Origin of the sequence: Streptomyces sp. NBC_01233 (genome assembly GCF_035989305.1) — a bacterium.
Taxonomy (GTDB): Bacteria; Actinomycetota; Actinomycetes; order Streptomycetales; family Streptomycetaceae; genus Streptomyces.
In genome coordinates, this window is record NZ_CP108514.1 from 9,349,484 (window position 1) to 9,369,706 (window position 20,223).

Consider the following 20,223-nt stretch of genomic DNA (forward strand, 5'->3'; position numbering starts at 1 on the left):
CCCGCCGTCTCTTCCCCTCCGCCCCGCTCCGCAGTTGGACCGGCGGGGCGGGGCGGGGCGGGAGGTGGAGCGGTGAAGAGGGATCATGTGGAGAGGCCGGAGCGCGACAGGCGGTCCGGCCGGGATGGTTCGGATCCAAGGCTGCAGTTGTGGGAGTTGGCGTGGTAGCTGGTCGCGTGGTGCGATTTGACGGAGCGCGGGGATATGGGTTCATCGCCCCGGAGAATGGTCAGGAAGATGTCTTTCTGCATGTGAACGACCTCCTCATTCCGGAGGCCTGTCTCCGTACGGGCCTTGCCGTGGAATTCGAGATCGAGGAGGGAGACCGGGGTCCGAAGGCCTCGTCCGTCCGGCTGCCCGAAGGGGTCGAGGTGCCCCCGGCGTCGGTGGCGTCCCGGCGTGCGGACGGCGACGATGCCATGTGTGACGTCCTGCGCGGGGACGAATACACGGCCGAGATCACCGAACTGCTGCTGCGTTCGGCCCCGTCTCTGACGGGTGACCAGATTCTTCAGATCAGGCGAGAGATGCTGCAGTTCGGGCGCAAGCACAACTGGGTCGAGGGCTGAGCTCCGGACCAGTCCTTCCGTCCCACTCCTGTGAAGGAGTGGCCATGTGTGCGCGTCACGTCCAAGTGAGGCGCCGCCGCGGTTGAACGCCGCGAGCTCCGGCCGTTTGGCCTCCGCCGGCGGGGCACCCCGGAACCTGCCCCGCCGGCGGCATCGCCGGTGTGCCCCGCAACCGGGCCCGCGTGCGGTAGGTGGCCGACACTGCGGGCCCCGACACTCTGGCGAGCCTTGACGACGGCAGCGCCGTTTCCCTGCTCGGCGCGCCCACGGCGAAAGCCAATGCGGCCCTCCTCGCTTTCCTCGACAAACACTGACCGTCCCGCGCACTGTTCCTGAGCGGATCGGACATTCTCGTGCCGAGTCGCACGAGACCGGCGGCGAGCGATCGACCTGTCTTGGCCCCGGCCATTCTGCTTTCGGGAGGGTTCTCAACATGGCAGTGCGAGACATGGCGTATGTCGAACTGTTCACCAGCGATGAACGGGTGACCGTCGACTACTTCGTATCGGCGATGGGCTTTTCCAGAGAGGCGAAGTCCACGGACCATGACAGAAGCTCGGTGCTCCTGCGCCAGGGAGAGGTGCGGCTCGTCGTCTCTTCGGGCCCCGCGACCTGGAAGTTCCTGGACGCGCACGGGGACGGAATCGCGGATCTCGCGATGACGTGTGACGACGTCGCCCGGACCCGGGACGAGGCAGTGGCGGCCGGGGCCGATGTCGTCGAATCCGCGGCGGGACATCCCGTGGTGTCAGGATTCGGCGGGGTGTCCCACACCCTGCTTCCCGACGCCGACGCCGACGCCGACGCCGACGCCCCGGCCACCGGGTTACTCGCCGACCGCCGATGGAACGCCGAAGAAGCCCCGCGCGAGCCGGCCGGGGGCCGTATTCAATTGCTCGACCACGTCGCGGTCTGCCTGCAGGGCGGAACGCTCGACGAGTACGCCGACTACTACCGGGACGCCCTCGGCTTCTCCCGCTATTCCTCGGAGTACGTGGACGTCGGCGGGCAGGCCATGGACTCCATAGTCGTCCGCAGTGCGTCGGGGCGCGTCACATTCACCCTGGTGGCACCGGACCCGGCCAAGGGCTCCGGGCAGCTCGACGCCTTTCTGGAGCGCAACGCCGGCCCGGGCGTACAGCACCTGGCCTTCCTGGTCGACGACATCATCCCGGCGGTGCACCGATACCGGGACCGGGACATGGAGTTTCTGAACACCCCCGCCAGCTACTACGACCTGCTCGCCGAGCGGCTCGGCGGGATGAAGGAGGAAGTCGAGGACCTGCGCTCCGCCCAAGTCCTCGCCGACCGGGACGAGTGGGGCTATCTGCTCCAGCTGTTCAGCCGCTCCCCGCACGAGCGCAACACGCTCTTCTACGAGCTCATCCAGCGCCGTGGATCCCGCGGCTTCGGCAGCGCCAACATTCGCGCCCTGTACGAAGCGGTGGAGCGCGACCGGCTGGGTGCTGAATGAGCGCTGGCGGCCGAGGGCCGGCCCTGGCGGACGTGCTCACGCTGGACGACTTCGCCCGCATCGCGCAGGATCGGCTGAGTCCGGAGATCTGGGACTTCATGGCCGGGGGCGCGGGAGAGGAGCGCACCCTCAGGGCGAACCTCGGGGCGTACAACCGTACGTGGCTCAGTCCGCGCGTCCTCACCGGCGCCCACCAGCCGGTCACCGAGACCCGGATCCTCGGCAGGACCTGGGCGGCGCCGACGGCCATCGCCCCCATCGCGTACCACACCCTGGCCCATCCGGAAGGCGAAGTGGCCACGGCGCGGGGTGCGGGTACGGCCGGTGTTCCGTTCGTCGTGAGCACGTTCGCGGGACGGACGCTGGAGGACATCGCCGAAGCCGCGACGGCGCCCCTCTGGCTCCAGGTGTACTGCTTCCGCGACCGCTCGACCACGAGGGAACTCGTCCGCCGGGCGGAGCAGGCCGGCTTCGAAGCGCTCGTGCTCACCGTGGACGCGCCCCGCCTGGGTCGCCGGCTGCGTGATGCGCGCAACGGTTTCAGGCTGCCCGCCGGGATCGCGCCGGCGAATCTGACCGGTGGCGGCTTCGCCTCCCCGAGCGGTCACGCGCTGGCCGAGTTCGACCCGGCACTCGACTGGTCGGTGGTCGACTGGCTGCGCTCCGTCAGCTCGCTGCCCGTCCTGCTGAAGGGCATCCTTGCCGTCCCCGACGCGCGACGGGCCGTCGAGGCGGGCGTGGACGCAATCGTGGTCTCCAACCACGGGGGCCGTCAGCTGGACGGCGCTCCCGCCACGATGGACGTGCTGCCGGAGATCGTGGCGGCCGTCGAGGGCGTGTGCCCCGTTCTCGTCGACGGGGGAGTGCGCCGGGGCATCGACGTCTTGGCGGCGCTCGCATCGGGCGCCGCCGCGACGCTGGTCGGCAGACCGGTGCTGCACGCGCTCACGGCGGGACGAGAGAGCGGTGTGGCGAGGATGCTGAGCATCCTTGCCGAGGAACTCGTGGACGCGATGGCGCTCACCGGCACCGCGTCGGTGGGTGAAGTGGACCGAGGTCTCGTACGTACACCAGGAGTGCACGACGCAAAGGGGGAGATTCGATGAAGGCGATGCGCTGGGCGACCGCGACCGCGACCGGGGCATCGGCGCGCCTTGCGGCGGTGACGGCGGTGGCGGCTTGCGCCGTGCTGTTCGGCCCGGTGCAGACGGCAACGGCCGGATGGCGTCCCGCCACGTGGTGTAGCCGATCAAGGGTGAGGTGTGCGCGGGCTTGCTCGCCGGGCGCACACCCGCGGAGGGCTCGCGCTCTCTGCGCATGAGGTGGGCCACCATGCAACTCTCCGTATTGAACGGCCAGTTCAACAACGGAGGTGCGAGGTGGCCCTGTCCCAGTCTGACCTATTACGCCTGCTGGAGTCACTACGCTCGGCAGACGGACTCGAACTCGTCCGCGGCATCGCCGAGCGGATGCTGCAGGAGCTGATCGAGGCCGAGGCCGCTGCCCACATCGGTGCCGGCTGGAACGAGCACACCGAGGCCCGTACCGCCTTGCGCAACGGGCACCGCGAGAAGACGCTCACCACCCAGGCCGGCGACCTGGAGCTGGCCATCCCCAAACTGCGCGCCGGAAGCTTCTTCCCCAGCCTGCTGGAGCGCCGGCGCCGGATCGACCAGGCCCTGTACGCGGTCATCGTGGAGGCCTACGTCCATGGCGTGTCCACCCGGTCGGTGGACGACTTGGTCAAGGCCCTGGGCGCGGACACCGGGATCTCCAAGAGCGAGGTCTCCCGGATCTGCGCGGACCTGGACGAGCCGCTGACCGCCTTCCGCACCCGGCCGCTGGACCACACCCGCTTCCCCTACATGTACCTGGACGCCACCTACTGCAAGGCACGCGTGAACCACCAGATCGTCTCTCGCGCCGTGGTCGTCGCCACCGGGATCACCGAGGACGGCGGCCGCGAGGTCCTGGGCGTCATGGTCGGCGACAGCGAGACCGAGGCGTTCTGGGCCGAGTTCCTGCGCTCCCTGCGCGAACGCGGCCTGACCGGGGTCCGCCTGGTCCTGTCCGACAGCCATTCCGGCCTGGTCAAGGCGATCCGCAAGGTCATGCTCGGCGCCGCGTGGCAGAGATGCCGTGTTCATTTCCTGCGAAATGTCTTCGCGGTGATTCCGAAGGAGGCGACCGAGATGGTCGCCGCAACCATCCGCACAGTCTTCGCCCAGCCCACCCAGGACGCGGTCCGCACCCAGCTCGACACCGTCGCCGAGATGCTCGGCAAGCAGTTCCCCAAGGTCAAACAGATGCTCCTGGACGCCAAGGACGACCTGACCGCCTTCGCGGCCTTCCCGGAACGGCACTGGAAGAAGATCCAGTCCACCAACCCGCTCGAACGGATCAACCGCGAGATCAAGCGCCGCACCGACGTCGTCCAGGTCTTCCCCAACGACGACGCCCTCCTGCGACTGGTCACAGCCGTGCTCTTCGAACTGCACGACGAATGGATCGCCTTCCCCCGCCGCTACCTGCCCGAGGGAAGCATGGACGAGATCTACCCCACCGAGCTCCCTAAAAGCGCCCCCGCACCACCCAACGCCACCAACGCGCCCACCGAGTGATCGGCTACACCACGAAGGGGGACATGACCAACGGCCGGCACCTGTTCGGGCAGCGCGTGCGACGGCCTCGATCCGGTGGCCGCCGGATGCGAGGCGGCGGACGCGCGGACCATCACCACCGCGTACGTGGACACGGCCATACTCGAACTGCGTTGGTCGGACCGGTGCTCCGCCGGCTGGGTCAGCGCGACGCGCTCCGAGTTCTCACTCGTCGACGTCTACGGGTCCATCGAGCGATACGACGCCGCCGGCGGACTCACGGGCTCCCGGTCCACTCCCGTTTTCTGGAATGTGGAGAACAACACCTCGAAGATGCTGGGCGGTTCCGCCAGGTACAGCCTTTGCAGGGTGGCCACGGATCCCTTCATGTCGTACCCGAAGGAATGCAGCATCCGGATAGCGCTGTCCTAGTGTCCTGCGCCAGTAGTTGATCGTTAGTTGTTGTGTGACTTCTGCTGCTGGTGCGTCTGTTCCTCGTCGGGGCCCGAAGCTGGAGCCGTTGCTGCTCTCTGCTGATGAGCGGGCGGCGTTGGAGCGGTGGACTCGTCGGGCGACATCGGCCCAGGCTCTGGCCCTGCGTGCTGGGATTGTGCTGGCGTGCGCCGGGCCGGAGGTGCCGCCGATCGTCGCGGTCGCACGGGATCTGCGGGTGACCGCGGACACGGTCCGCAAGTGGCGGCGACGGTTCCTGGCCGACCGGCTGGACGGGCTGGTCGACGAGCCCCGGCCCGGCCGGCCGCCCACCATCAGCGTCGACCAGGTGGAGAACGTCGTGGTCACGACACTGGAGGAACTCCCGAAGAACGCCACGCACTGGTCGCGCAAGTCGATGGCGGACCGCAGTGGCCTGTCGAAGTCGACGGTCGGCCGGATCTGGCGGAAGTTCCAGCTCAAGCCGCACCTGACGGACACGTTCAAGCTGTCGACGGACCCATTGTTCGTGGAGAAGGTCTACGACGTCGTCGGCCTGTACTTCAACCCGCCCGAGGGCGCGGTGGTGCTCTCGGTGGACGAGAAATCCCAGATCCAGGCCCTGGACCGGTCCCAGCCGGTCCTGCCGATAATGCCCGGCATGCCCGAGCGACGAACCCATGACTACGTCCGCAACGGCCTGACCACCTTGTTCGCTGCGTTCGATGTTGCCACTGGTGAGGTCATCAGTGCCCTGCACCGCCGACACCGGGCTGCCGAGTTCAAGAAGTTCCTGATCAGGATCGACAAAGAGGTGCCCGCGCATCTCCAGGTCCACCTGATCGTGGACAACTACGGCACCCACAAGACCCCGGCGATCAGGGCATGGCTGGCCAAACACCCCCGGTTCCAGCTGCACTTCACCCCGACCGGCTCCTCGTGGATCAACCAGGTCGAGCGGTGGTTCGGCTTCCTGGCCGACCAGATGATCCGCCGCGGCGCACACAAGAACGTCCAGGCCCTCGAAGCCGACATCCGCAAATGGGTCAAGAACTGGAACGAAGACCCCAAGCCGTTCATCTGGACCAAGACAGCCGAGGAGATCCTCGACTCCCTAGCCCGTTTCTGCCGACGAATCTCCGGCGCAGGACACTAGCCGGTGACCGGCAGGCGGTCGGCTTCTCCTGTCGCGGGAGTTCCGCGACAGGAGAAGCCGAAGGGTGCCCGTCAGGTGCGGTACGCGTAGTAGACCGCGTCCGGGTAGGACGCGATGATGCTCGCGAGGGACTTGCGATAGGTATTCGTGGAGTGGTAGGTGAGGTACGGCATTCCAGCGCTACTGCGGTACGTCACCATCATGGAGTGGTCCTTGGACCTGTCCTTGTTGAAGTCCACCTGCACGATGTCACCGACGTCCGTCTGGTAGACGCTGGCCAGATTGGCGGCCCGCTGGTTGGACAGCGTGAACCATGCCCACTCGTTCGCGCCGACCCAGGAGTCGGACTGCCGGGTTCCGTCGTACCACCAGTTCCGGTAGTCCGACGTGGAGCCCGGAACGGCCTTCCAGCCACCCGCCTTGAGCGCCTGGCTGATGAAGTTGGTGCAGTCGCCCCCGGCGCCGTTGAACTTGCGGTACGCCGGGTTGTAGTTGCTCCAGTACTTCTCCGCGTACTTCGCCATGGCGGCGTAGTCGTAGGTACCGCCGGTCTTCGCCTTGGGCTTGGCCGGGGCGGGGTACTTGGTGGACGCGGGCGTGCCGTCCGGGTACTGGTTGCCGTCGTCCTTGACGACCTTCGCCTTGGTCGCCACCGGCTCGTTGATCGCGACGGGGCCGCTGTCCTGAGACTTGATCGATGTCAGTTCCCAGCCACCGCCCCGCTTGCTGGTGAAGGTCAGTTCGTAGCGCGTCCGGAAGTCGGTGGTGGCCGGCTCGTCCCCGCGCAGTTTCTTGTAGGTGAGCGTGGTCTGCTCGGTGACCTGGACGGTCGCCTTCCCGCCTGTGACCGTGGCGCGGTCGACGGCGACGCGGGTGTCGGCGCCCGTGTAGGCCTCGCCGAGATCCGCAAGCCGTGTCTTGCGGGACCGCAGCGACGAGATCGCGGCCTCCTCGTCCTTCTTCAGCTGGGCCGACATCCGCGTCTTCGCAGGACTCTGGCCGGAATTTCGGTGTCCTGGCTGATCCTCGACCAGGGCCTGGGTGCGCTGGGAGAGCACTTCGTCGGCCATGCGGGCGAAGGCTTCGGAGGTGGCGCGATCGGCCGCCTCGGGCCCGGTGCCCGCACTCGCGGAGTACGCGAACATGCTGCCGGACGCCAGGGCTACGGTCAGGGCCGCAATGGCGGCGGGCCTGAACCTCTTAGGTATCACTGTGGTTCCCCTTGTCGCCCGGTACACACGAACCGGGGGACGGCATCGTCGCACAACTGGGCGACTCTTTCGTCGCGTTCCGTTTCTTCGACGGCCGCCAGGCACAGTCGGCCCGCCCGTAGGGCGGGCTGCCTCCGCTTCGCCACAGGGGGAGAGCCGCCCCGCGCGTGGCGGGGATGGGGCCACCACCCGGCCGGCCTCACAGCAAGTGCATCTAATGTGTGCGGGAAAGCACGGCACAGGGGGCATTCGGAGTGGATAGGCAGGATTCGGCTGCAAGAAGGCGAGCGCGGGGCGGGCGGGAGGCTCCGGAGGGCACAGGCGGGGTCCGGTCGGGCCGCCGGGACAGGTCGGGGGCGCGCCGCCGTCCCCGGGAGGGAACCGGCCGGCTCGGTGCCCTGGCACCGGCCGTCGATGTGGCGCGTACCCAACTACGGCGCCTGCGGCCCGCCTTCCCGAGACCGGGCCGCACCGGCTGGCGCCGGTGGATACCCTCGTGGCGCCAATGGCTGGGTGCCTGCCTGTACGCGTTCACAGCCATGACGGGCTTCGTCACCTACGCCTACGCCACCACGGAGATACCCGACGACATCAACTCGTTCGCCACGCAGCAGGACAACGTCTATTACTGGGCCGACGGCACCACGTCGGCACGGACGGGCTGGGTCAGCCGGCAGGAGATGCCGCTGGACAAGGTCCCTCCCAAGGTCCAGGGAGCCGTCCTGGCAGCCGAGAACGCGAGCTTCTACTCGGATCCCGGAGTCTCGCCGTCCGGTTTCCTGCGCGCTGTGAGCGCTGCGGTGACCGGGGGTGAGACCCAAGGCGGCTCCACCATCACGCAGCAGTACGTGAAGAACGCCTACCTGAGCCAGGACCGCACCCTCTCGCGGAAGTTCACCGAGATCCTGCTCGCGGTGAAGCTGGACAACCAGAGGGACAAGAAGCAGATCCTCCAGGACTACCTCAATACCAGCTGGTTCGGGCGCGGTACCTACGGCCTGCAGCGCGCGTCCCAGGCGTACTACGGCAAGGACGTCTCGCAGCTCAATGTCAGCGAGGGGGCCTTCCTGGCCTCCCTGCTCAAGGGCGCCGGACTGCTGGACCCCGCCCTCAGTCCGGAGAACCACGAGCGGGCCGTCGAGCGATGGTCGTGGATCCTGGACCGCATGGTTGAGACCGGCCGGCTCACGCGCGCCGAGCGAGCGACCTACACGAAGTTCCCGGAGCCCACGGGTGCGCCCCTTCCCGGCACCCCCGGCGCGCAGACCGGCTACCTGGTCGAGCTGGCCAAGGCGTACACGATCAAGACCGGCCACATCCCTGACGCCGAGTTCGACCTCGGCGGCTACCAGATCTACACGACCTTCGACAAGGCCCGGATGACGGCCCTGACCGGTGCCGTCCAGGAGGCGCAGAAGGACTTCGACCCCGAGCGGCGCCCCGACACCGACAAACACGCCAGGATCGGCGCGGCGAGCGTGGCCACGGACGGGCGGCTGCTCGCCGTGTACGGCGGCCCCGACTACCTGAAGCAGGGCTTCAACGAGTCGAACGCGACGACGATCCCGGTCGGCACGGCTCTCACGCCGTTCGTCTACGCCGCTGCGCTCGAGGAAGGGGTGGTGCGTACGCGCGGCAAGGACCGCACGCCCGTCACCCCTTCCACCATGTCCGACGGCAACGACCAGGTGACCGTGCAGACGCCCGAGGGTCCGTACTGGGACCGCAGCGGCAAGGTGGTGAAGGGCCGCAACGACGGCGGCCGCAACTGGGGGCAGGTGACCTTGAGCCAGACCGTCGCCAACTCCATCAACACCCCCATGCTGCAGCTCGGCCTCGATGTCGGCCTCGACCGGGTGGAGTCGTTCGCCGAGCGTTCGGGCTTGCTCGGATCGAGCCTCGGGCCTCGGATTCCCACGTTCGCACTCGGGGAGAACTCGACCCCCAGCGCGATCCGCATGGCCGGCGCTTACGAGACGTTCGCCGCCGACGGCATGCACACCGACCCCTACTCGGTGCGCTCGGTCACCCGCAACGGCGCCGCGATGCCGCTCGACGCGCCGAAGCCGACCCGGGCCCTGAAAGCCGAGACCGCCCGCGCGGTGACGGACGCCCTGCGCTCCGCCGTCACCGAGGGATCGGCGAAGTCGGTGGCCAAGGTGCACTCCGGCACCGCGGGTAAGACGGGAACAACGGCCGCGAACACGGCAGGCTGGTTCGTGGCCAGCACCGAGAGCGAGTCCACGGCCGTGGTGGTCTACCGGATGTCGCTGACCGACCTGGTTCCGCAGCCGCTGACGGGTCTGGGCGGCGACTCCCCGAACACGCCCGGCAGTGACCGGGCGCTGCGCCTGTGGGCGAACTACATCAAGGCGGTGAAGTAGGCCGGGCGGCGCGCGCCGCCCGGCGGCTCGGCAGCCGCGGGCCCGGGCTCGGTAGCCCGGGCCCCGGCCCGGCAGCCGCCGGGGCCGACTACTTGATCAGCGTGGTCCAGTCCGGCACCTGTGCCGGGTCGAGCATGCGCAGCTGGCCCAGAACTTTCGGGTCCTGGGCGTCGAGCCAGTCCGCCAGCTCCCGGAACGACACGCAGCGCACGTCCTGGCGCGGGCAGACGTCCTTCATGACGTCCTCGACGGCCTTCATGTAGATGCCGCCGTTCCAGTCCTCGAAGTGGTTGCCGATGAACATCGGCGCCCGACTGCCATTGTAGACACGGTTGAAGCCGTTCATGTACGAGCCCCGGACCTGCGCCTGCCACCCGGCGAACTTCGCGGGGTCGCCCTGGGTGCTGTCACCCGACTGGTTGTAGAGGAAGTTGAAGTCCATGGAGAGGACCTGCACCTCTTTGCCCTGCAACGGCACGAGCTGGAGGGGGAAGTTCCATATGTCGTCCTGCTTGGACGGCCACAGCTGGAAGTCTCCCGAGGAACTCGCGTCGTAGCGCCATCCGTACGGCTTGATCGCGGTCAGGAGGTTCTTCTGGCCCTCGAGGCACGGGGCACGGCCGCCGACCACTTCCCGGTCCGGGTCGAAGGGCAGCGGCGCCTCCTTGGTGAAGCCGGTGTTGGTCTTCCAGTTCTTGATGAACGAGTACGTCTGGTCCGTCTCGCTCTTCCATTCGGTGGGGCTCCACTCCCCGCCGCCCTTGGGCCCGCAGAAGTGCCCGTTGAAGTGCGAACCGATCTCGTTGCCGTCGGTCCAGGCGCCGCGCAGCTGTCCGAGGGTGGACTTGATGTGCGGGACGGTCGGGTACGAGATGGCGGCGGCCCCCTCGCTGTGCTGCGGCGGGTGGTAGAGCGCCTTCTTGCTCTCCGGCAGCAGGTAGATACCCGTGAGGAAGAAGGTCATGTGGGCCTTGTTCTCCCGGGCCACCTGGCGGAAGTGGGAGAAGAGGTGGTCGTCGCCTTCCAGCGCGCCGTCCCAGGAGAACACCACGAACTGCGGCGGCTTCTCACCGGGCTTCAGCCGCTCGGGCTTGAGCTGTCCCGGCTGCGGGCCGGTGTAGGAGGTGGAGCCGTCACCCAGGACCTTGACCTTGCCGTCCCAGGCCTCCTCCGTTGCCTTGGCGGCGGCGGCCCCGTCGGCCGCAGCACCCGGTGCCGCCAGCTTCGCGTCGAGCTCGGTGGTCCCGGAGGGGCCCGCCATGAAGGCGTACGCGGTGGCGGCGGCGGCCCCGCCCAGGGCGATCACGGCCAGGCCTATGCCCAGGCGCCTGCGGTTCTGTGCCTTCCTGCGTACTTTGCGGCTGCTCCGGGATTCCGCCCGGGTGCCCGCAGCGGCATCGGTGTCGGCCATCGCTATCGTCTCCCCCTACTCACCGCAGCAGGGCCGCGCGTGGATGGTTCGTACGAATATAGAACTTGTCGGCACTCATCCCGCACCCTGAGCCCCTCCCGTACGACGCTTCACAGCCAAACCACAGCTCCGGGGGAAGGCGGCTCAGCGCACCCGGCCGCGGGACTTCACACTGGTCGGGGTGAACTCTGCGGTCTCTTCGGAGGGGCTCGCGCCCCGACCGTACGACGAATTACGGACAACGGGCCTCGACGCGAAGCACCGACCGCCCGGGCGTGGTCTTGGCTCGGCACGGTCGAGACGGGACCTTGGGGACAGTCCGTCAGGCCCGGGCGCACTGCTGAGCGGAGGTCAGGAGGTGTGGGGGGTTACCAGGCCGGACCATGCGGTCCGCGATCTCGTCGTTGGAGAGGCCCTGCGCGACGAGGACGACGGCCTCGCGCTCGCGGCCCGTCAACTGTTCCAGCGCAGTGCTGGTGGTGGTCGGGACCGGCTGGGTGACGTACCGGTTGATGACCTTGCGGGTGATCGAGGGTGCGAGCAGGGCGTCGCCGCGTGCGGCTACGCGTACGGCGTGCAGGAAGTCCTCCGGCACGATGTCCTTGACCAGGAACCCGGCCGCGCCGGCGCGCAGCGCGTTGAACACGTACTCGTCCAGGCCGTAGTTGGTCAGGATGAGGACGTGCACCCCGGCCAGGGCCGGGTCGGCGGCGATGCGCCGGGTCGTCTCGATGCCGTCCATGACCGGCATCTGACTGGGCGGAGCCTACGTGGCCCTGCTGCTGGGTCTGATCGGCACGGCCCTGGGCGGGTGGGCTCTGCCCCGCTCCCGCCGCACCCGTTGAACCGGAGACCGGGAGGGCGAAGGCGAGGACGAGGCAGCCGGTCAGCCCGACGACAGGGATGTTCCGCGCCGATCGCACCGCGTACGCGGGCGGTCGCGGCGAGCACGGCGACGACGGCGCCGACCACGAGTTCGGCGCGGTGCGGCACCTGGAACGTCGGGTGTACGGAGGCCAGGTTCGACGGGCCGTCGACCTGCTGCCCGGAGTGCTCCTTGGTCCGAATCGCGAGCTCGGGGCCGAGGGGGACGTCGGTGATGCCGGGTTCCCCGCGGAGTCCCCTATGCTCGCGAGGCAGTTGGCATGAAGAGTCCATTGAGGGGGCGCGGGGCCACATGGCCGACGGGATCAAGTTCGAGTACAAGACCGTGCGGACGGTTCGCGGCACCGACGGCTTGGTGATCTCGAAGATGCAGAAGGATGGCTGGGAGCTCGTGGAACAGTCCCAGGCCACGCTTCGCTCCACCCTCAACTTCCGTCGGCCGAAGAAGCCGCAGCCGTGGCTCCTGATTGGCACGGTGGCAGGCTTCCTCGTGATCCTGACCATCGTCATCGGCGCTGCCTCTGCACTCGGCGACGGAGGCGAGAAGAAGGACGAGTCGGACGAGACGACGGCCGCTGCGAGCGCAAAGCCTTCCGCTACGCCGGCTCCGACTCCGACCGCGGCCGAGTCGGCTGCCACTGAGGTGATCACGCCTCAGAACAACCCCGAGTTCGCGGCGCTGCTGAAGGCGGACACGTGCGACGACGCGAACCTGGACTTCGCGACCAGGCACAAGAGCCAGACGGTCGCGTTCGACGGCTCGATCGTGAACATGGCACCCCACGGTGACTACGACACTCGCTACGACTTCCTCCTGGGCCCAGGCGACAAGGGGCCGAACACGACGGTCGGCCCGGCCTTCAAGTACGAGGACGTCAACATCTTCGACCTGAAACTGACCGGCAAGAAGATCCCCGCCACCGTCGGCGCAGGCGACAAGTTTCGCTTCGTCGCCGAGGTGGGCGAATTCAACACGGACCAGTGCCTCTTCATCCTCCACCCGGTCTCGACGGAAAACCGGTAGTCACGACGGGCAGCCGCCCCCTCCCGGGGACGCTGACTTCTTGCGCGGCGTCGGTCACGACGGTCCTTCTGACGTCGTGGGGGCGCCCTTCGAGCGGAGCGCCAGCCACGGTGATGTGGGCGGACGGCGAGATCGCGACCAGGCACGCGCGGATGTAGCTACGGGTCAGCGGCCGGTCCTCGGCGCCGTACCTACGCGGGAACAGCCGGAGAACTGCTGCCAGGCGACAGCGGCGACGGAGGAGACCTCGATGACGGAGTCCATTTCCGAAGCCGATCAGCGCCGTGGAGGAGGCGATCGTGTCGGCGGTGAGCCCGACGGCCGGCGTCGACGCGGTTGGGATCGGTCTCGACGGCGACCACGGGGCTGCGCAGGTCGTCCAGCGCGTGGCCGAGGGGTTCGTCGGCGGGCTCGTAGCGGGTGCGCCGTCCGTCGGGGAAGGGGCTTCGCGCAGAGCGAGCAGGAGCGGGCAGCGGATCGGGCCGCAGGCGTTCCTCGTGCTGTGACCGGGAAGGTTCGCCGGGTTGCTCGTCGTGCTGGGCCACGAGAAGCGTGGCCACGTTTTCCTCGGTAGCGTGGAAGTGGGCAGAACACCACCGGCAGGGACGCGTCGGCGTGGTCCGACGCATGCTGCCCGCCGAGGTTTCCGAGACCACACCGGTCGAACAGGGAGCGGCCACCGTTGCCGCCTGCCGCCGCCTGCGTGCGTGCCCAAGCCCCGGCAGTGCCCCCGGCAGTTGCGTCTCGTCCTCCGCGCAAGGAGAGCCACGCGCATGTCCATACCGCCTCCACCTCCACCGCCACCACCGTCGTCCCCTGAGCCGAACCCGCAATGGGGACCTCGCGGGCAGGCGGGACAGCCCGGTCAGCAGGGGCAGCCCGGCGGCCCGCAGGGCTGGTACGCGCCGTCCCCACCCCCGCCGACGTCGCAGAAGACGAACGTGCTGGCCATCGTGGCGTTCGTCATGGCGATCGTCTGCGCGATACCGCTGGTCCCGCTGATCCTCGGCATCGTCGCCCTCAACCAGATCCGCGAACGCGGCGAGAAGGGCAAGGGCCTGGCCATCGCGGCCATCGTCATCCACGCCGCGACCCTCGTGTTCTACGGGATCGTGCTGGTCCTCGCATTCTCCGGAGTGCTGGACGACGCGCCGGAGCGCGACACCAGTGGCCAGGTCACCGCGCCGGGCTCCAGCGAATTGGAGGACATCCGCAGGGGGGACTGCTTCAACACGGACGACGATCTAGCGCAGAACGACGACAAGGACGGCACCCGAGCCGCCCGCTCGGTGCGCATCGTGCCCTGCGACCAGCCTCACAAGGGTGAGGTGTACACCGTCTTCGACCTGGAGGACGGTGCGTACCCGGGCACGCAGAAGATCATCTCGATCGCCGACGAGAACTGCAGCGGCACGGCGCTCACCGACTACACGGGCCCTGCCACGAAGCCCCCCGATAAGCCGATTCCGTCCTACTACTATTTCCCGTCGTCCGACACCTGGGCCCTCGGTGACCGCCAAGTCGCCTGCTTCCTGGCCGACCCCAGCGGTACGAGCACCGGCTCGGTCCGCGCCCCCGGTTCCTGAGCGGGCAACCCGGCGAACCTTCCCGGTCACAGCACTGGGGGACGGGAGTCGCGGGTTCCTACGCGGCTCCCGGCGCGGATTCCTGCGGGGTAAGATCCGCGGGTGCCTGCGGCGCGGGCGCCGCGGATTCGTGCGGGACCGGCGGGTGGCAAGCGGCGGGGGCGTCGTCTTCCTCCGTGCGCGGCCAGTACCGTCCTTCGAGGGCCTCGGCGCTGCGGTTGAGCCGGACCAGGACGTCTTCCAGCTCCCGTACCTCCTCAGGGGACCAGTCGGCGACCACCCGGGCCAGGCAGGACCGGTTGACCTCGCGGTCTCCGGCGAGCCGGCGCCCGCCTTCCACGGTGATGCGCAGCTTGCGGGCCATGCCGCCGTCCGGGTCCGCGACGCGCTCGGCCAGTCCGCAGCGCAGCAGTGCGGCCGTCTGGCGGTTCACGGTCGAGGTGTCGAGCCCGAAGGCTTCTGCCAACTGTCCGATGGACATGGGGCCTTGTGTGTCGATCCGGCTGAGCAGCAGGTACGCCGACCGCTCCAGGCGTTCGGGGTCGCGCTCACGCCGGGCAAGCACCTGATGTCGCGAGAGCAGCATCAGTTCCCGCTCCAGTTTCTCCAGCACTGCGCCTCCCGCTCCTTCCGGCGCTCCATTATCGCCGACCCGTGGACCGGCGGACCTCTGCCGGGGGGTCTGCGGACGGCTCCGCGCGAGGGCCGGGGTGCTGCAATATGCATGATACATAGCATGTGTACTATGCACTTCTCCTCGTCACCCCCGACGAGCCACAGCTCAACCCGGAGGACCCGCATGACCGTCACCACGTCCACCGCCTCCCGCGCGGCCGAGATCCTGTCCCGGCCCGTCACGCTGAACGGCCTGACCGTCCCCAATCGCATCGCGATGGCTCCGATGACGCGGATGTTCTCCCCTGGCGGCGTGCCCGGCGAGGACGTGCTGGCGTATTACGCCAGCCGGGCCGCCGCGGGCGTGGGCTTGATCGTCACCGAGGGCACCTACGTCGGTCACGAGTCCGCCGGGCAGAGCGACCGGGTGCCGCGGTTCCACGGCGAGGAGCAGCTGGCGGGGTGGGCGAAGGTCGCCGCGGCCGTGCACGAGGCGGGCGGCACGATCGTGCCGCAGCTGTGGCACATAGGCATGGTGCGCAAGCAGGGCGAGGCACCGTACGCCGACGCGCCCCCCGTCGGCCCCTCCGGCATCCGCGTCGACGGCACCGAGGGGACCGGCAGGGCGATGACCCGCGCCGACCTCGACGACGTCATCGGCGCGTTCGCCGACGCCGCCGCGGACGCCGCGCGGATCGGCTTCGACGGCGTGGAACTGCACGGCGCCCACGGCTACCTCCTCGACCAGTTCCTGTGGGAGCGGACCAACCGCCGCACCGACGCCTACGGCGGCGACGCGGTGGCCCGTACGAAGTTCGCCGCGGAGATCGTGGCAGCGGTCCGCGAGCGCGTCCCGGCCGACTTCCCGGTGATCTTCCGCTACTCGCAGTGGAAGCAGGAGGCCTACGACGCCCGGCTCGCGCAGACCCCGGAGGAGCTGGAGGCGATCCTGACCCCGCTGGCGGCGGCCGGCGTCGACGCGTTCCACGCCTCCACCCGGCGCTACTGGCTCCCCGAGTTCGAGGGCTCGGACCTGAATCTGGCGGGCTGGACCAAGAAGCTCACGGGCCGGCCGACCATCACCGTCGGCTCGGTCGGCCTCGACGGCGACTTCATCCGCGCCTTCGTCGGCGAAGGAGCGGCGCTCGGCGACATCGACAACCTCCTGGACCGCATGGAACGCGACGAGTTCGACATGGTCGCCGTCGGCCGGGCGCTGCTCCAGGACCCACAGTGGGCGGCGAAGGTCCTCGGCAACCGCTTCGACGAGCTGAAGCCGTACGACGCGGCGGCGCTCGGGTCACTCAGCCGGTAGCCGGTAGCCGGTAGCCGGTAGCCGGTAGCCGGCGGCCGTCCGGACGGCCGGTCCGCGAACGCCCCGTGACGTCGGTTCCGCCGACGTCACGGGGCGTTCGCGCTCCGGTCAAAGATCGCCGCACCTCGCCAGCGCTACCCATCGCCCACCGGCGGAACCCGATGGGCTTGGTACTCGGAGCAACCCCGAGATCAAACGCCGCGCCGACGTCGTCCAGGTCTTCCCCAGCCCCGAGGCCGTCCTGCGACTGGCCACCGCAGTGCGAGCCGAAATGCACGACGAATGGATCGCCTTCCCCCGCCGCCACCTCTCCGAAGAGAGCATGGCCACCGGCTACGCCACCGCCGACACCGAGGCCCTCCCCGGCATTACCGAGGGCTGATCCCCTCCATCACGGCAGGGAGACATGATCGACTGGAACCGCTCATGTGCGATGCCGGACCATGTGCAGCTCACCCGGCCGCGCGGCAACCGGGTCAACTCGCCGGACTGGTCAGGACGCAGTTCGGATAATCGTTGTCCGGATCGCCGACGGCGACCCAGAGCTTCAGGACCTTGCCTCGCCTCAAGGCGTCGTAGGAGTCGGGCTCCCGCTCACCCGTTTCGGGGTGAGCGGCGTCGAAGGTCACACCGACGAAGGTTTGCTTCTCGTTGGAGTCTTGCACCCAGGTGCCTGTTCCGGACCCGGTCAAACCCTCGTCCCAGCGGTAGGCGATGCAGACTTTATCGGCGATGAACGTCCCGTCCGGCTTCAGTGTGAGGGTGCCGCCGTCGGCATCGGTCCACGTGGTAGCAAGTTCGGCCGGCTTCAGAACGACCGGTTCGCCTTCGGGTGGCGGCATGACGGTCAACCTGCCGCAGGCCGTCAGGGCGAGGGCCGTGGCGAGCAAGATCAGCGCAGTACGACAGGAACGCAACACACTCCACCCCTAGCGGGTTCTGCAGGCCGCGTGCGCGACCGGTGGGCTCAAGAACGCATGCCGTACCCTGGCACAGGGATTGAACGCGTTCAAGTCGTAGTGGTCGGTGGCCACTCTTCACGAGGCGTGAAGCGGTACGGCAGCGAAGTGCCGCAACCACAGCGGCCGAGCGCGGTCGGGCCGCAAACAACCCATGGATCACCTTCTTCGCGAATCGCTTCCCGGCCCGGCGCACGCGACGAACCCCCGCCTCGCCAGGTGAGCCATGGGCTTTCGCGCAACCAGTCCAAACTGAAGCGGCGCACATGGCTGTTGATCGAGTGGTGCTATGGCGGCAGGAGGGTCTACCGCGAGCGGTTCGAGTCGGCCAATGGGGGGCCTGTGTCCTGATCATGAGAAGGTTTCGACCATGGCCGATTTCATCCGTGCGGGGAGGCTGTTCCGGGTCGTCGGGTTCCATCCGTCCCACCGGCAGCTCTTCCTGCAGAGCGAAGCAACGTTGGTTGACCAGACCACAACACGCATTGAGATCTACATCGGGCATGTAGAGCTGATGCTCCTCCAGCCCTACTACCGCAACGGGATCCACATCCGGCGCGCCAGTCCCGACGAGTTCGCCGTGTTGAAGGAGCGGCATGGGCTGGAGTCGTCCGCCGCCGAGTACACCTGGATGCTGGACCCTGACGGAGGCAGCTTTGTCGTCGGGAGCGTGCCGAGCTGGCGCGAGGCGGAGTACGCGCTGATGGGTGACCGGGAGTCGCTGTACGACCCGTCCAAGCCCTGGCCGCCGGACTTCTCGGTGGAGTCGGGCCACGCCTTCTGACCCGTCTTTCCGTACGGACGGACATGGCCGGGCGGCACCCGGAGCTCCGGCTGCCGCCCAGTCAAGGCAGCCATCCGGGACCCGCCCTTCAACCAGATCCGCCATGTACGTACAGATCAATCGGCGTTGGCCCGTCTGGCCAACTGGACGCTCAGCCATGAGTCGGTGAAACCAGACGACGAGGCGTACGTTCTCGGCTCCGTGAACCCAGACCCGGCCCCGGTCGGTGTCGGCCCCCGCGGCCGAGGCGCGACTTCGCGTGCCTGGGGCGTCGGTCTCCTTCCAGTCCGCGGTATTCAGCTCGGCCCAGGTCGGCCGGGTCGTCCCGACGTCGTGAGGGCCGCCAAAGGCGGCAAACTCGCCTCGAAGCCTGTCCGAGGCGTCATCAGGGAAGCCACGGCCTTCGCCAGGGGGCGGAAGCCGAAGAAGCTGCGTACTCCGAAGAGGCTTGCCCGCCCGGCGCGAAGTCGGGTCACCTCCGGGCGCGCAGCATGCCGTCGCGGTCAGGCAGGACAGCGACGAACAGCGAGTGGCGTTCGTCGGGGTACATGGACAGGGCGCAGGCCGCCCGCGCGTCGGCCACCAGAGCGGTGAGCTCCTGGTGGTCGGTGTCGTCGACGACCGCGTGGCGGATCGTTCCGTCTTGCGCCTCCCACACGAACTCCACTGACTCCTCCGGGGGAGCGCGGCGAGGACCGCGCCGACGGCCTGGTCGAGGACGGGGGTGCCGAGATCGGCCAGCGCCTTGTGGCGGGCGAACCGCGCTGCGACGGGTTCCTCGGTGACGGCGACCCCCGGCACGCCGCGGCCGTCGCCCGCGACGCACTGCTGCGCCTGACACGCCTGGCCTGCGTCATCGGGCTGCACACCGGCGAACTCACCCACCGACAGGCGGCCGCCCGGTTCGAAGCAGAGGCGCACACACCCCCGGCACTCGCCACGCAGCAGGCGACGCGCTGCCTGCTCGACCCCCAGGCAGGCGACTACACCCGGGGGAAGTTTGCGATCCTCGACCTGCGTGACCAGGCCCGCCGGCACTGGGGGCCCGGCTTCACCCACAAGCGCTTCCACACCGCGCTGCTCAACCTCGGCGCACCACCACTGACCCTGCTGCCGGCCCTGCTCGGAGCGGACCGGCGATGAGCGTCCTCTCCGACCCCAGCAGTTGCTGCTCTTCGTGGGCGCGTCCGCCGCCCTCGCAGGCATGCCCGGACCGAACCTCGTCTACATCTGCACGCGCAGCATCGCCAAGGGCGCCGGCGCCGGGATGGTCTCGGCACTCGGGGTGGAGACCGGCACCCTGATACACGCCCTCGCCACCGCCTTCGGAGTCGCGGCACTCGTCTCCGCCGAACCGGCAGCACTGAAGGTCCTCACCCTGCTCGGCGCCGCCTATCTCCTCTACCTCGGAATCCGTTGCCTCGCCGGCACCGGCCCGCCCGGCAACTCGGCCCAGCCCGTACCCAGGAGGCTCTGGAGCGTCTACCGCGAAGGGATCCTCGTCAATGTCCTCAACCCGGAGATCATGCTCTTCTTCCTGGGCTTCCTTCCGCAGTGGGTGAGCCAGGATGCCAGCGGCGCACGGGCCGGTACGGAACTGCTGGCGCTGGCCGCGATCACCTTCACGGTGCGCTGGTCATGAACCTGGGGTCGGCCACTGGAAGGGCACCACGGCCCCCTGCTCCCTGCCGCCGACCGATGTCCGTATCCGAGCCAAGCCGAGCCAAGCCAAGCCGACCTAATACTGCAACCGCATGTGTGGGTCGTGGCCTCGGCGTTGGTAATGGCAGCGGCGGGCTCGGGCCTGGCTGCGGCGCC

The 20,223-nt window shown here is 68.8% G+C and carries 18 protein-coding genes and 5 pseudogenes; 15 read left to right on the forward strand and 8 right to left on the reverse strand.

Translation table 11 applies throughout. From position 1 onward, the window contains the following. The first annotated feature begins 161 nt into the window (after positions 1 to 161). From OG332_RS43190 to OG332_RS43215, 6 genes and pseudogenes are all read left to right on the forward strand, one after another. Positions 162 to 569, forward strand: coding sequence for a cold-shock protein (locus OG332_RS43190; protein WP_327418565.1), 408 nt, complete (start codon positions 162 to 164; stop codon positions 567 to 569). Between the two features lie 433 nt (positions 570 to 1,002). Next, positions 1,003 to 2,043: a 4-hydroxyphenylpyruvate dioxygenase gene (gene hppD, locus OG332_RS43195; protein ID WP_327418566.1), complete on the forward strand. Its 1,041-nt coding sequence runs from the start codon at positions 1,003 to 1,005 to the stop codon at positions 2,041 to 2,043. Further along, a complete protein-coding gene (locus OG332_RS43200; RefSeq protein WP_327418567.1) occupies positions 2,040 to 3,149 on the forward strand; it encodes an alpha-hydroxy acid oxidase in 1,110 nt (369 codons plus the stop codon). The genes hppD and OG332_RS43200 overlap by 4 nt, the downstream gene beginning before the upstream one ends. A gap of 273 nt (positions 3,150 to 3,422) precedes the next feature. Continuing rightward, positions 3,423 to 4,664 (forward strand): IS256 family transposase, encoded by a 1,242-nt coding sequence (locus OG332_RS43205; protein ID WP_327411484.1) that lies wholly within the window; start codon positions 3,423 to 3,425, stop codon positions 4,662 to 4,664. A 66-nt stretch (positions 4,665 to 4,730) separates the two neighbouring features. Beyond that, positions 4,731 to 5,075 (forward strand): annotated as a pseudogene (locus OG332_RS43210) (hypothetical protein); the annotation flags it as partial. A gap of 34 nt (positions 5,076 to 5,109) precedes the next feature. Beyond that, positions 5,110 to 6,231, forward strand: a complete 1,122-nt coding sequence (locus tag OG332_RS43215) for an IS630 family transposase (protein WP_442816100.1) — start codon at positions 5,110 to 5,112, stop codon at positions 6,229 to 6,231. A 71-nt stretch (positions 6,232 to 6,302) separates the two neighbouring features. On the opposite strand, the gene OG332_RS43220 is transcribed toward OG332_RS43215, so the two are convergent. Next, positions 6,303 to 7,376 (reverse strand): amidase domain-containing protein, encoded by a 1,074-nt coding sequence (locus OG332_RS43220; protein ID WP_327418568.1) that lies wholly within the window; start codon positions 7,374 to 7,376, stop codon positions 6,303 to 6,305. Positions 7,377 to 7,981: 605 nt separating this feature from the next. Here OG332_RS43220 and OG332_RS43225 point away from each other — a divergent pair. Then, positions 7,982 to 9,826 carry a transglycosylase domain-containing protein gene (locus OG332_RS43225; protein ID WP_327418569.1) on the forward strand — a complete coding sequence of 615 codons (1,845 nt, stop codon included), beginning with the start codon at positions 7,982 to 7,984 and terminating at the stop codon, positions 9,824 to 9,826. A gap of 88 nt (positions 9,827 to 9,914) precedes the next feature. Here the strand turns inward: OG332_RS43225 and OG332_RS43230 are convergent, their stop codons facing one another. Next, positions 9,915 to 11,237, reverse strand: coding sequence for a hypothetical protein (locus OG332_RS43230; RefSeq protein WP_327418570.1), 1,323 nt, complete (start codon positions 11,235 to 11,237; stop codon positions 9,915 to 9,917). A gap of 379 nt (positions 11,238 to 11,616) precedes the next feature. Next, a pseudogene (locus OG332_RS43235) lies at positions 11,617 to 11,991 on the reverse strand (response regulator); the annotation flags it as partial. A 16-nt stretch (positions 11,992 to 12,007) separates the two neighbouring features. Between OG332_RS43235 and OG332_RS43240 the strand changes: the two are divergent. Continuing rightward, complete coding sequence (locus tag OG332_RS43240; RefSeq protein ID WP_327419548.1) at positions 12,008 to 12,082, forward strand: hypothetical protein; 75 nt, start codon at positions 12,008 to 12,010, stop codon at positions 12,080 to 12,082. On the opposite strand, the pseudogene OG332_RS43245 reads toward OG332_RS43240, so the two are convergent. Next, positions 12,062 to 12,266, reverse strand: a pseudogene (locus OG332_RS43245) (amino acid permease); the annotation flags it as partial. The gene OG332_RS43240 and the pseudogene OG332_RS43245 overlap by 21 nt on opposite strands. A gap of 148 nt (positions 12,267 to 12,414) precedes the next feature. Here OG332_RS43245 and OG332_RS43250 point away from each other — a divergent pair. Next, the gene (locus tag OG332_RS43250; RefSeq protein ID WP_327418571.1) at positions 12,415 to 13,146 is read left to right on the forward strand and encodes a DUF4839 domain-containing protein; all 732 of its coding nucleotides are present in this window, start codon (positions 12,415 to 12,417) and stop codon (positions 13,144 to 13,146) included. 314 nt (positions 13,147 to 13,460) lie between these two features. Here the strand turns inward: OG332_RS43250 and OG332_RS43255 are convergent. Further along, positions 13,461 to 13,583, reverse strand: a pseudogene (locus OG332_RS43255) (transcriptional regulator); the annotation flags it as partial. Positions 13,584 to 14,087: 504 nt separating this feature from the next. On the opposite strand from OG332_RS43255, the gene OG332_RS43260 reads away from it, so the two are divergent. Continuing rightward, complete coding sequence (locus tag OG332_RS43260; RefSeq protein WP_327418572.1) at positions 14,088 to 14,732, forward strand: DUF4190 domain-containing protein; 645 nt, start codon at positions 14,088 to 14,090, stop codon at positions 14,730 to 14,732. 58 nt (positions 14,733 to 14,790) lie between these two features. Here the strand turns inward: OG332_RS43260 and OG332_RS43265 are convergent, their stop codons facing one another. After that, positions 14,791 to 15,318, reverse strand: coding sequence for a MarR family winged helix-turn-helix transcriptional regulator (locus OG332_RS43265; RefSeq protein ID WP_327419549.1), 528 nt, complete (start codon positions 15,316 to 15,318; stop codon positions 14,791 to 14,793). Between the two features lie 213 nt (positions 15,319 to 15,531). Here OG332_RS43265 and OG332_RS43270 point away from each other — a divergent pair, with 213 nt between their 5' ends. Both OG332_RS43270 and OG332_RS43275 read left to right on the forward strand, forming a co-directional pair. Beyond that, positions 15,532 to 16,662, forward strand: a complete 1,131-nt coding sequence (locus OG332_RS43270; RefSeq protein WP_327418573.1) for an NADH:flavin oxidoreductase — start codon at positions 15,532 to 15,534, stop codon at positions 16,660 to 16,662. 175 nt (positions 16,663 to 16,837) lie between these two features. Beyond that, positions 16,838 to 17,044: pseudogene (locus OG332_RS43275) on the forward strand (transposase); the annotation flags it as partial. Positions 17,045 to 17,138: 94 nt separating this feature from the next. Here OG332_RS43275 and OG332_RS43280 read toward each other — a convergent pair. After that, positions 17,139 to 17,582, reverse strand: coding sequence for a hypothetical protein (locus OG332_RS43280; protein WP_327418574.1), 444 nt, complete (start codon positions 17,580 to 17,582; stop codon positions 17,139 to 17,141). Positions 17,583 to 17,991: 409 nt separating this feature from the next. Here OG332_RS43280 and OG332_RS43285 point away from each other — a divergent pair, with 409 nt between their 5' ends. Beyond that, positions 17,992 to 18,405 carry a hypothetical protein gene (locus OG332_RS43285; protein ID WP_327418575.1) on the forward strand — a complete coding sequence of 138 codons (414 nt, stop codon included), beginning with the start codon at positions 17,992 to 17,994 and terminating at the stop codon, positions 18,403 to 18,405. A 472-nt stretch (positions 18,406 to 18,877) separates the two neighbouring features. Here OG332_RS43285 and OG332_RS43290 read toward each other — a convergent pair whose 3' ends face one another. After that, entirely contained in the window at positions 18,878 to 19,063 is a 186-nt protein-coding gene (locus tag OG332_RS43290) for a hypothetical protein (RefSeq protein WP_327418576.1), read from the reverse strand. An 89-nt stretch (positions 19,064 to 19,152) separates the two neighbouring features. Here OG332_RS43290 and OG332_RS43295 point away from each other — a divergent pair, with 89 nt between their 5' ends. Further along, a complete protein-coding gene (locus tag OG332_RS43295; protein ID WP_327418577.1) occupies positions 19,153 to 19,548 on the forward strand; it encodes a DUF885 family protein in 396 nt (131 codons plus the stop codon). 61 nt (positions 19,549 to 19,609) lie between these two features. Beyond that, positions 19,610 to 20,047 (forward strand): LysE family translocator, encoded by a 438-nt coding sequence (locus OG332_RS43300; protein WP_327418578.1) that lies wholly within the window; start codon positions 19,610 to 19,612, stop codon positions 20,045 to 20,047. Positions 20,048 to 20,223 lie beyond the last annotated feature (176 nt).

Excerpts from the sequence above, each read along its gene's own strand:
- hppD (WP_327418566.1), top strand. The coding sequence starts at position 1,003 with ATGGCAGTGCGAGACATGGCGTATGTCGAACTGTTCACCAGCGATGAA.
- OG332_RS43200 (WP_327418567.1), top strand. The coding sequence starts at position 2,040 with ATGAGCGCTGGCGGCCGAGGGCCGGCCCTGGCGGACGTGCTCACGCTG.
- OG332_RS43220 (WP_327418568.1), bottom strand. The coding sequence starts at position 7,376 with ATGTTCGCGTACTCCGCGAGTGCGGGCACCGGGCCCGAGGCGGCCGAT.
- OG332_RS43225 (WP_327418569.1), top strand. The coding sequence starts at position 7,982 with ATGACGGGCTTCGTCACCTACGCCTACGCCACCACGGAGATACCCGAC.
- OG332_RS43230 (WP_327418570.1), bottom strand. The coding sequence starts at position 11,237 with ATGGCCGACACCGATGCCGCTGCGGGCACCCGGGCGGAATCCCGGAGC.
- OG332_RS43250 (WP_327418571.1), top strand. The coding sequence starts at position 12,415 with ATGGCCGACGGGATCAAGTTCGAGTACAAGACCGTGCGGACGGTTCGC.
- OG332_RS43265 (WP_327419549.1), bottom strand. The coding sequence starts at position 15,318 with ATGCTGCTCTCGCGACATCAGGTGCTTGCCCGGCGTGAGCGCGACCCC.
- OG332_RS43270 (WP_327418573.1), top strand. The coding sequence starts at position 15,532 with ATGACCGTCACCACGTCCACCGCCTCCCGCGCGGCCGAGATCCTGTCC.
- OG332_RS43285 (WP_327418575.1), top strand. The coding sequence starts at position 17,992 with ATGGCCGATTTCATCCGTGCGGGGAGGCTGTTCCGGGTCGTCGGGTTC.
- OG332_RS43300 (WP_327418578.1), top strand. The coding sequence starts at position 19,610 with ATGCCCGGACCGAACCTCGTCTACATCTGCACGCGCAGCATCGCCAAG.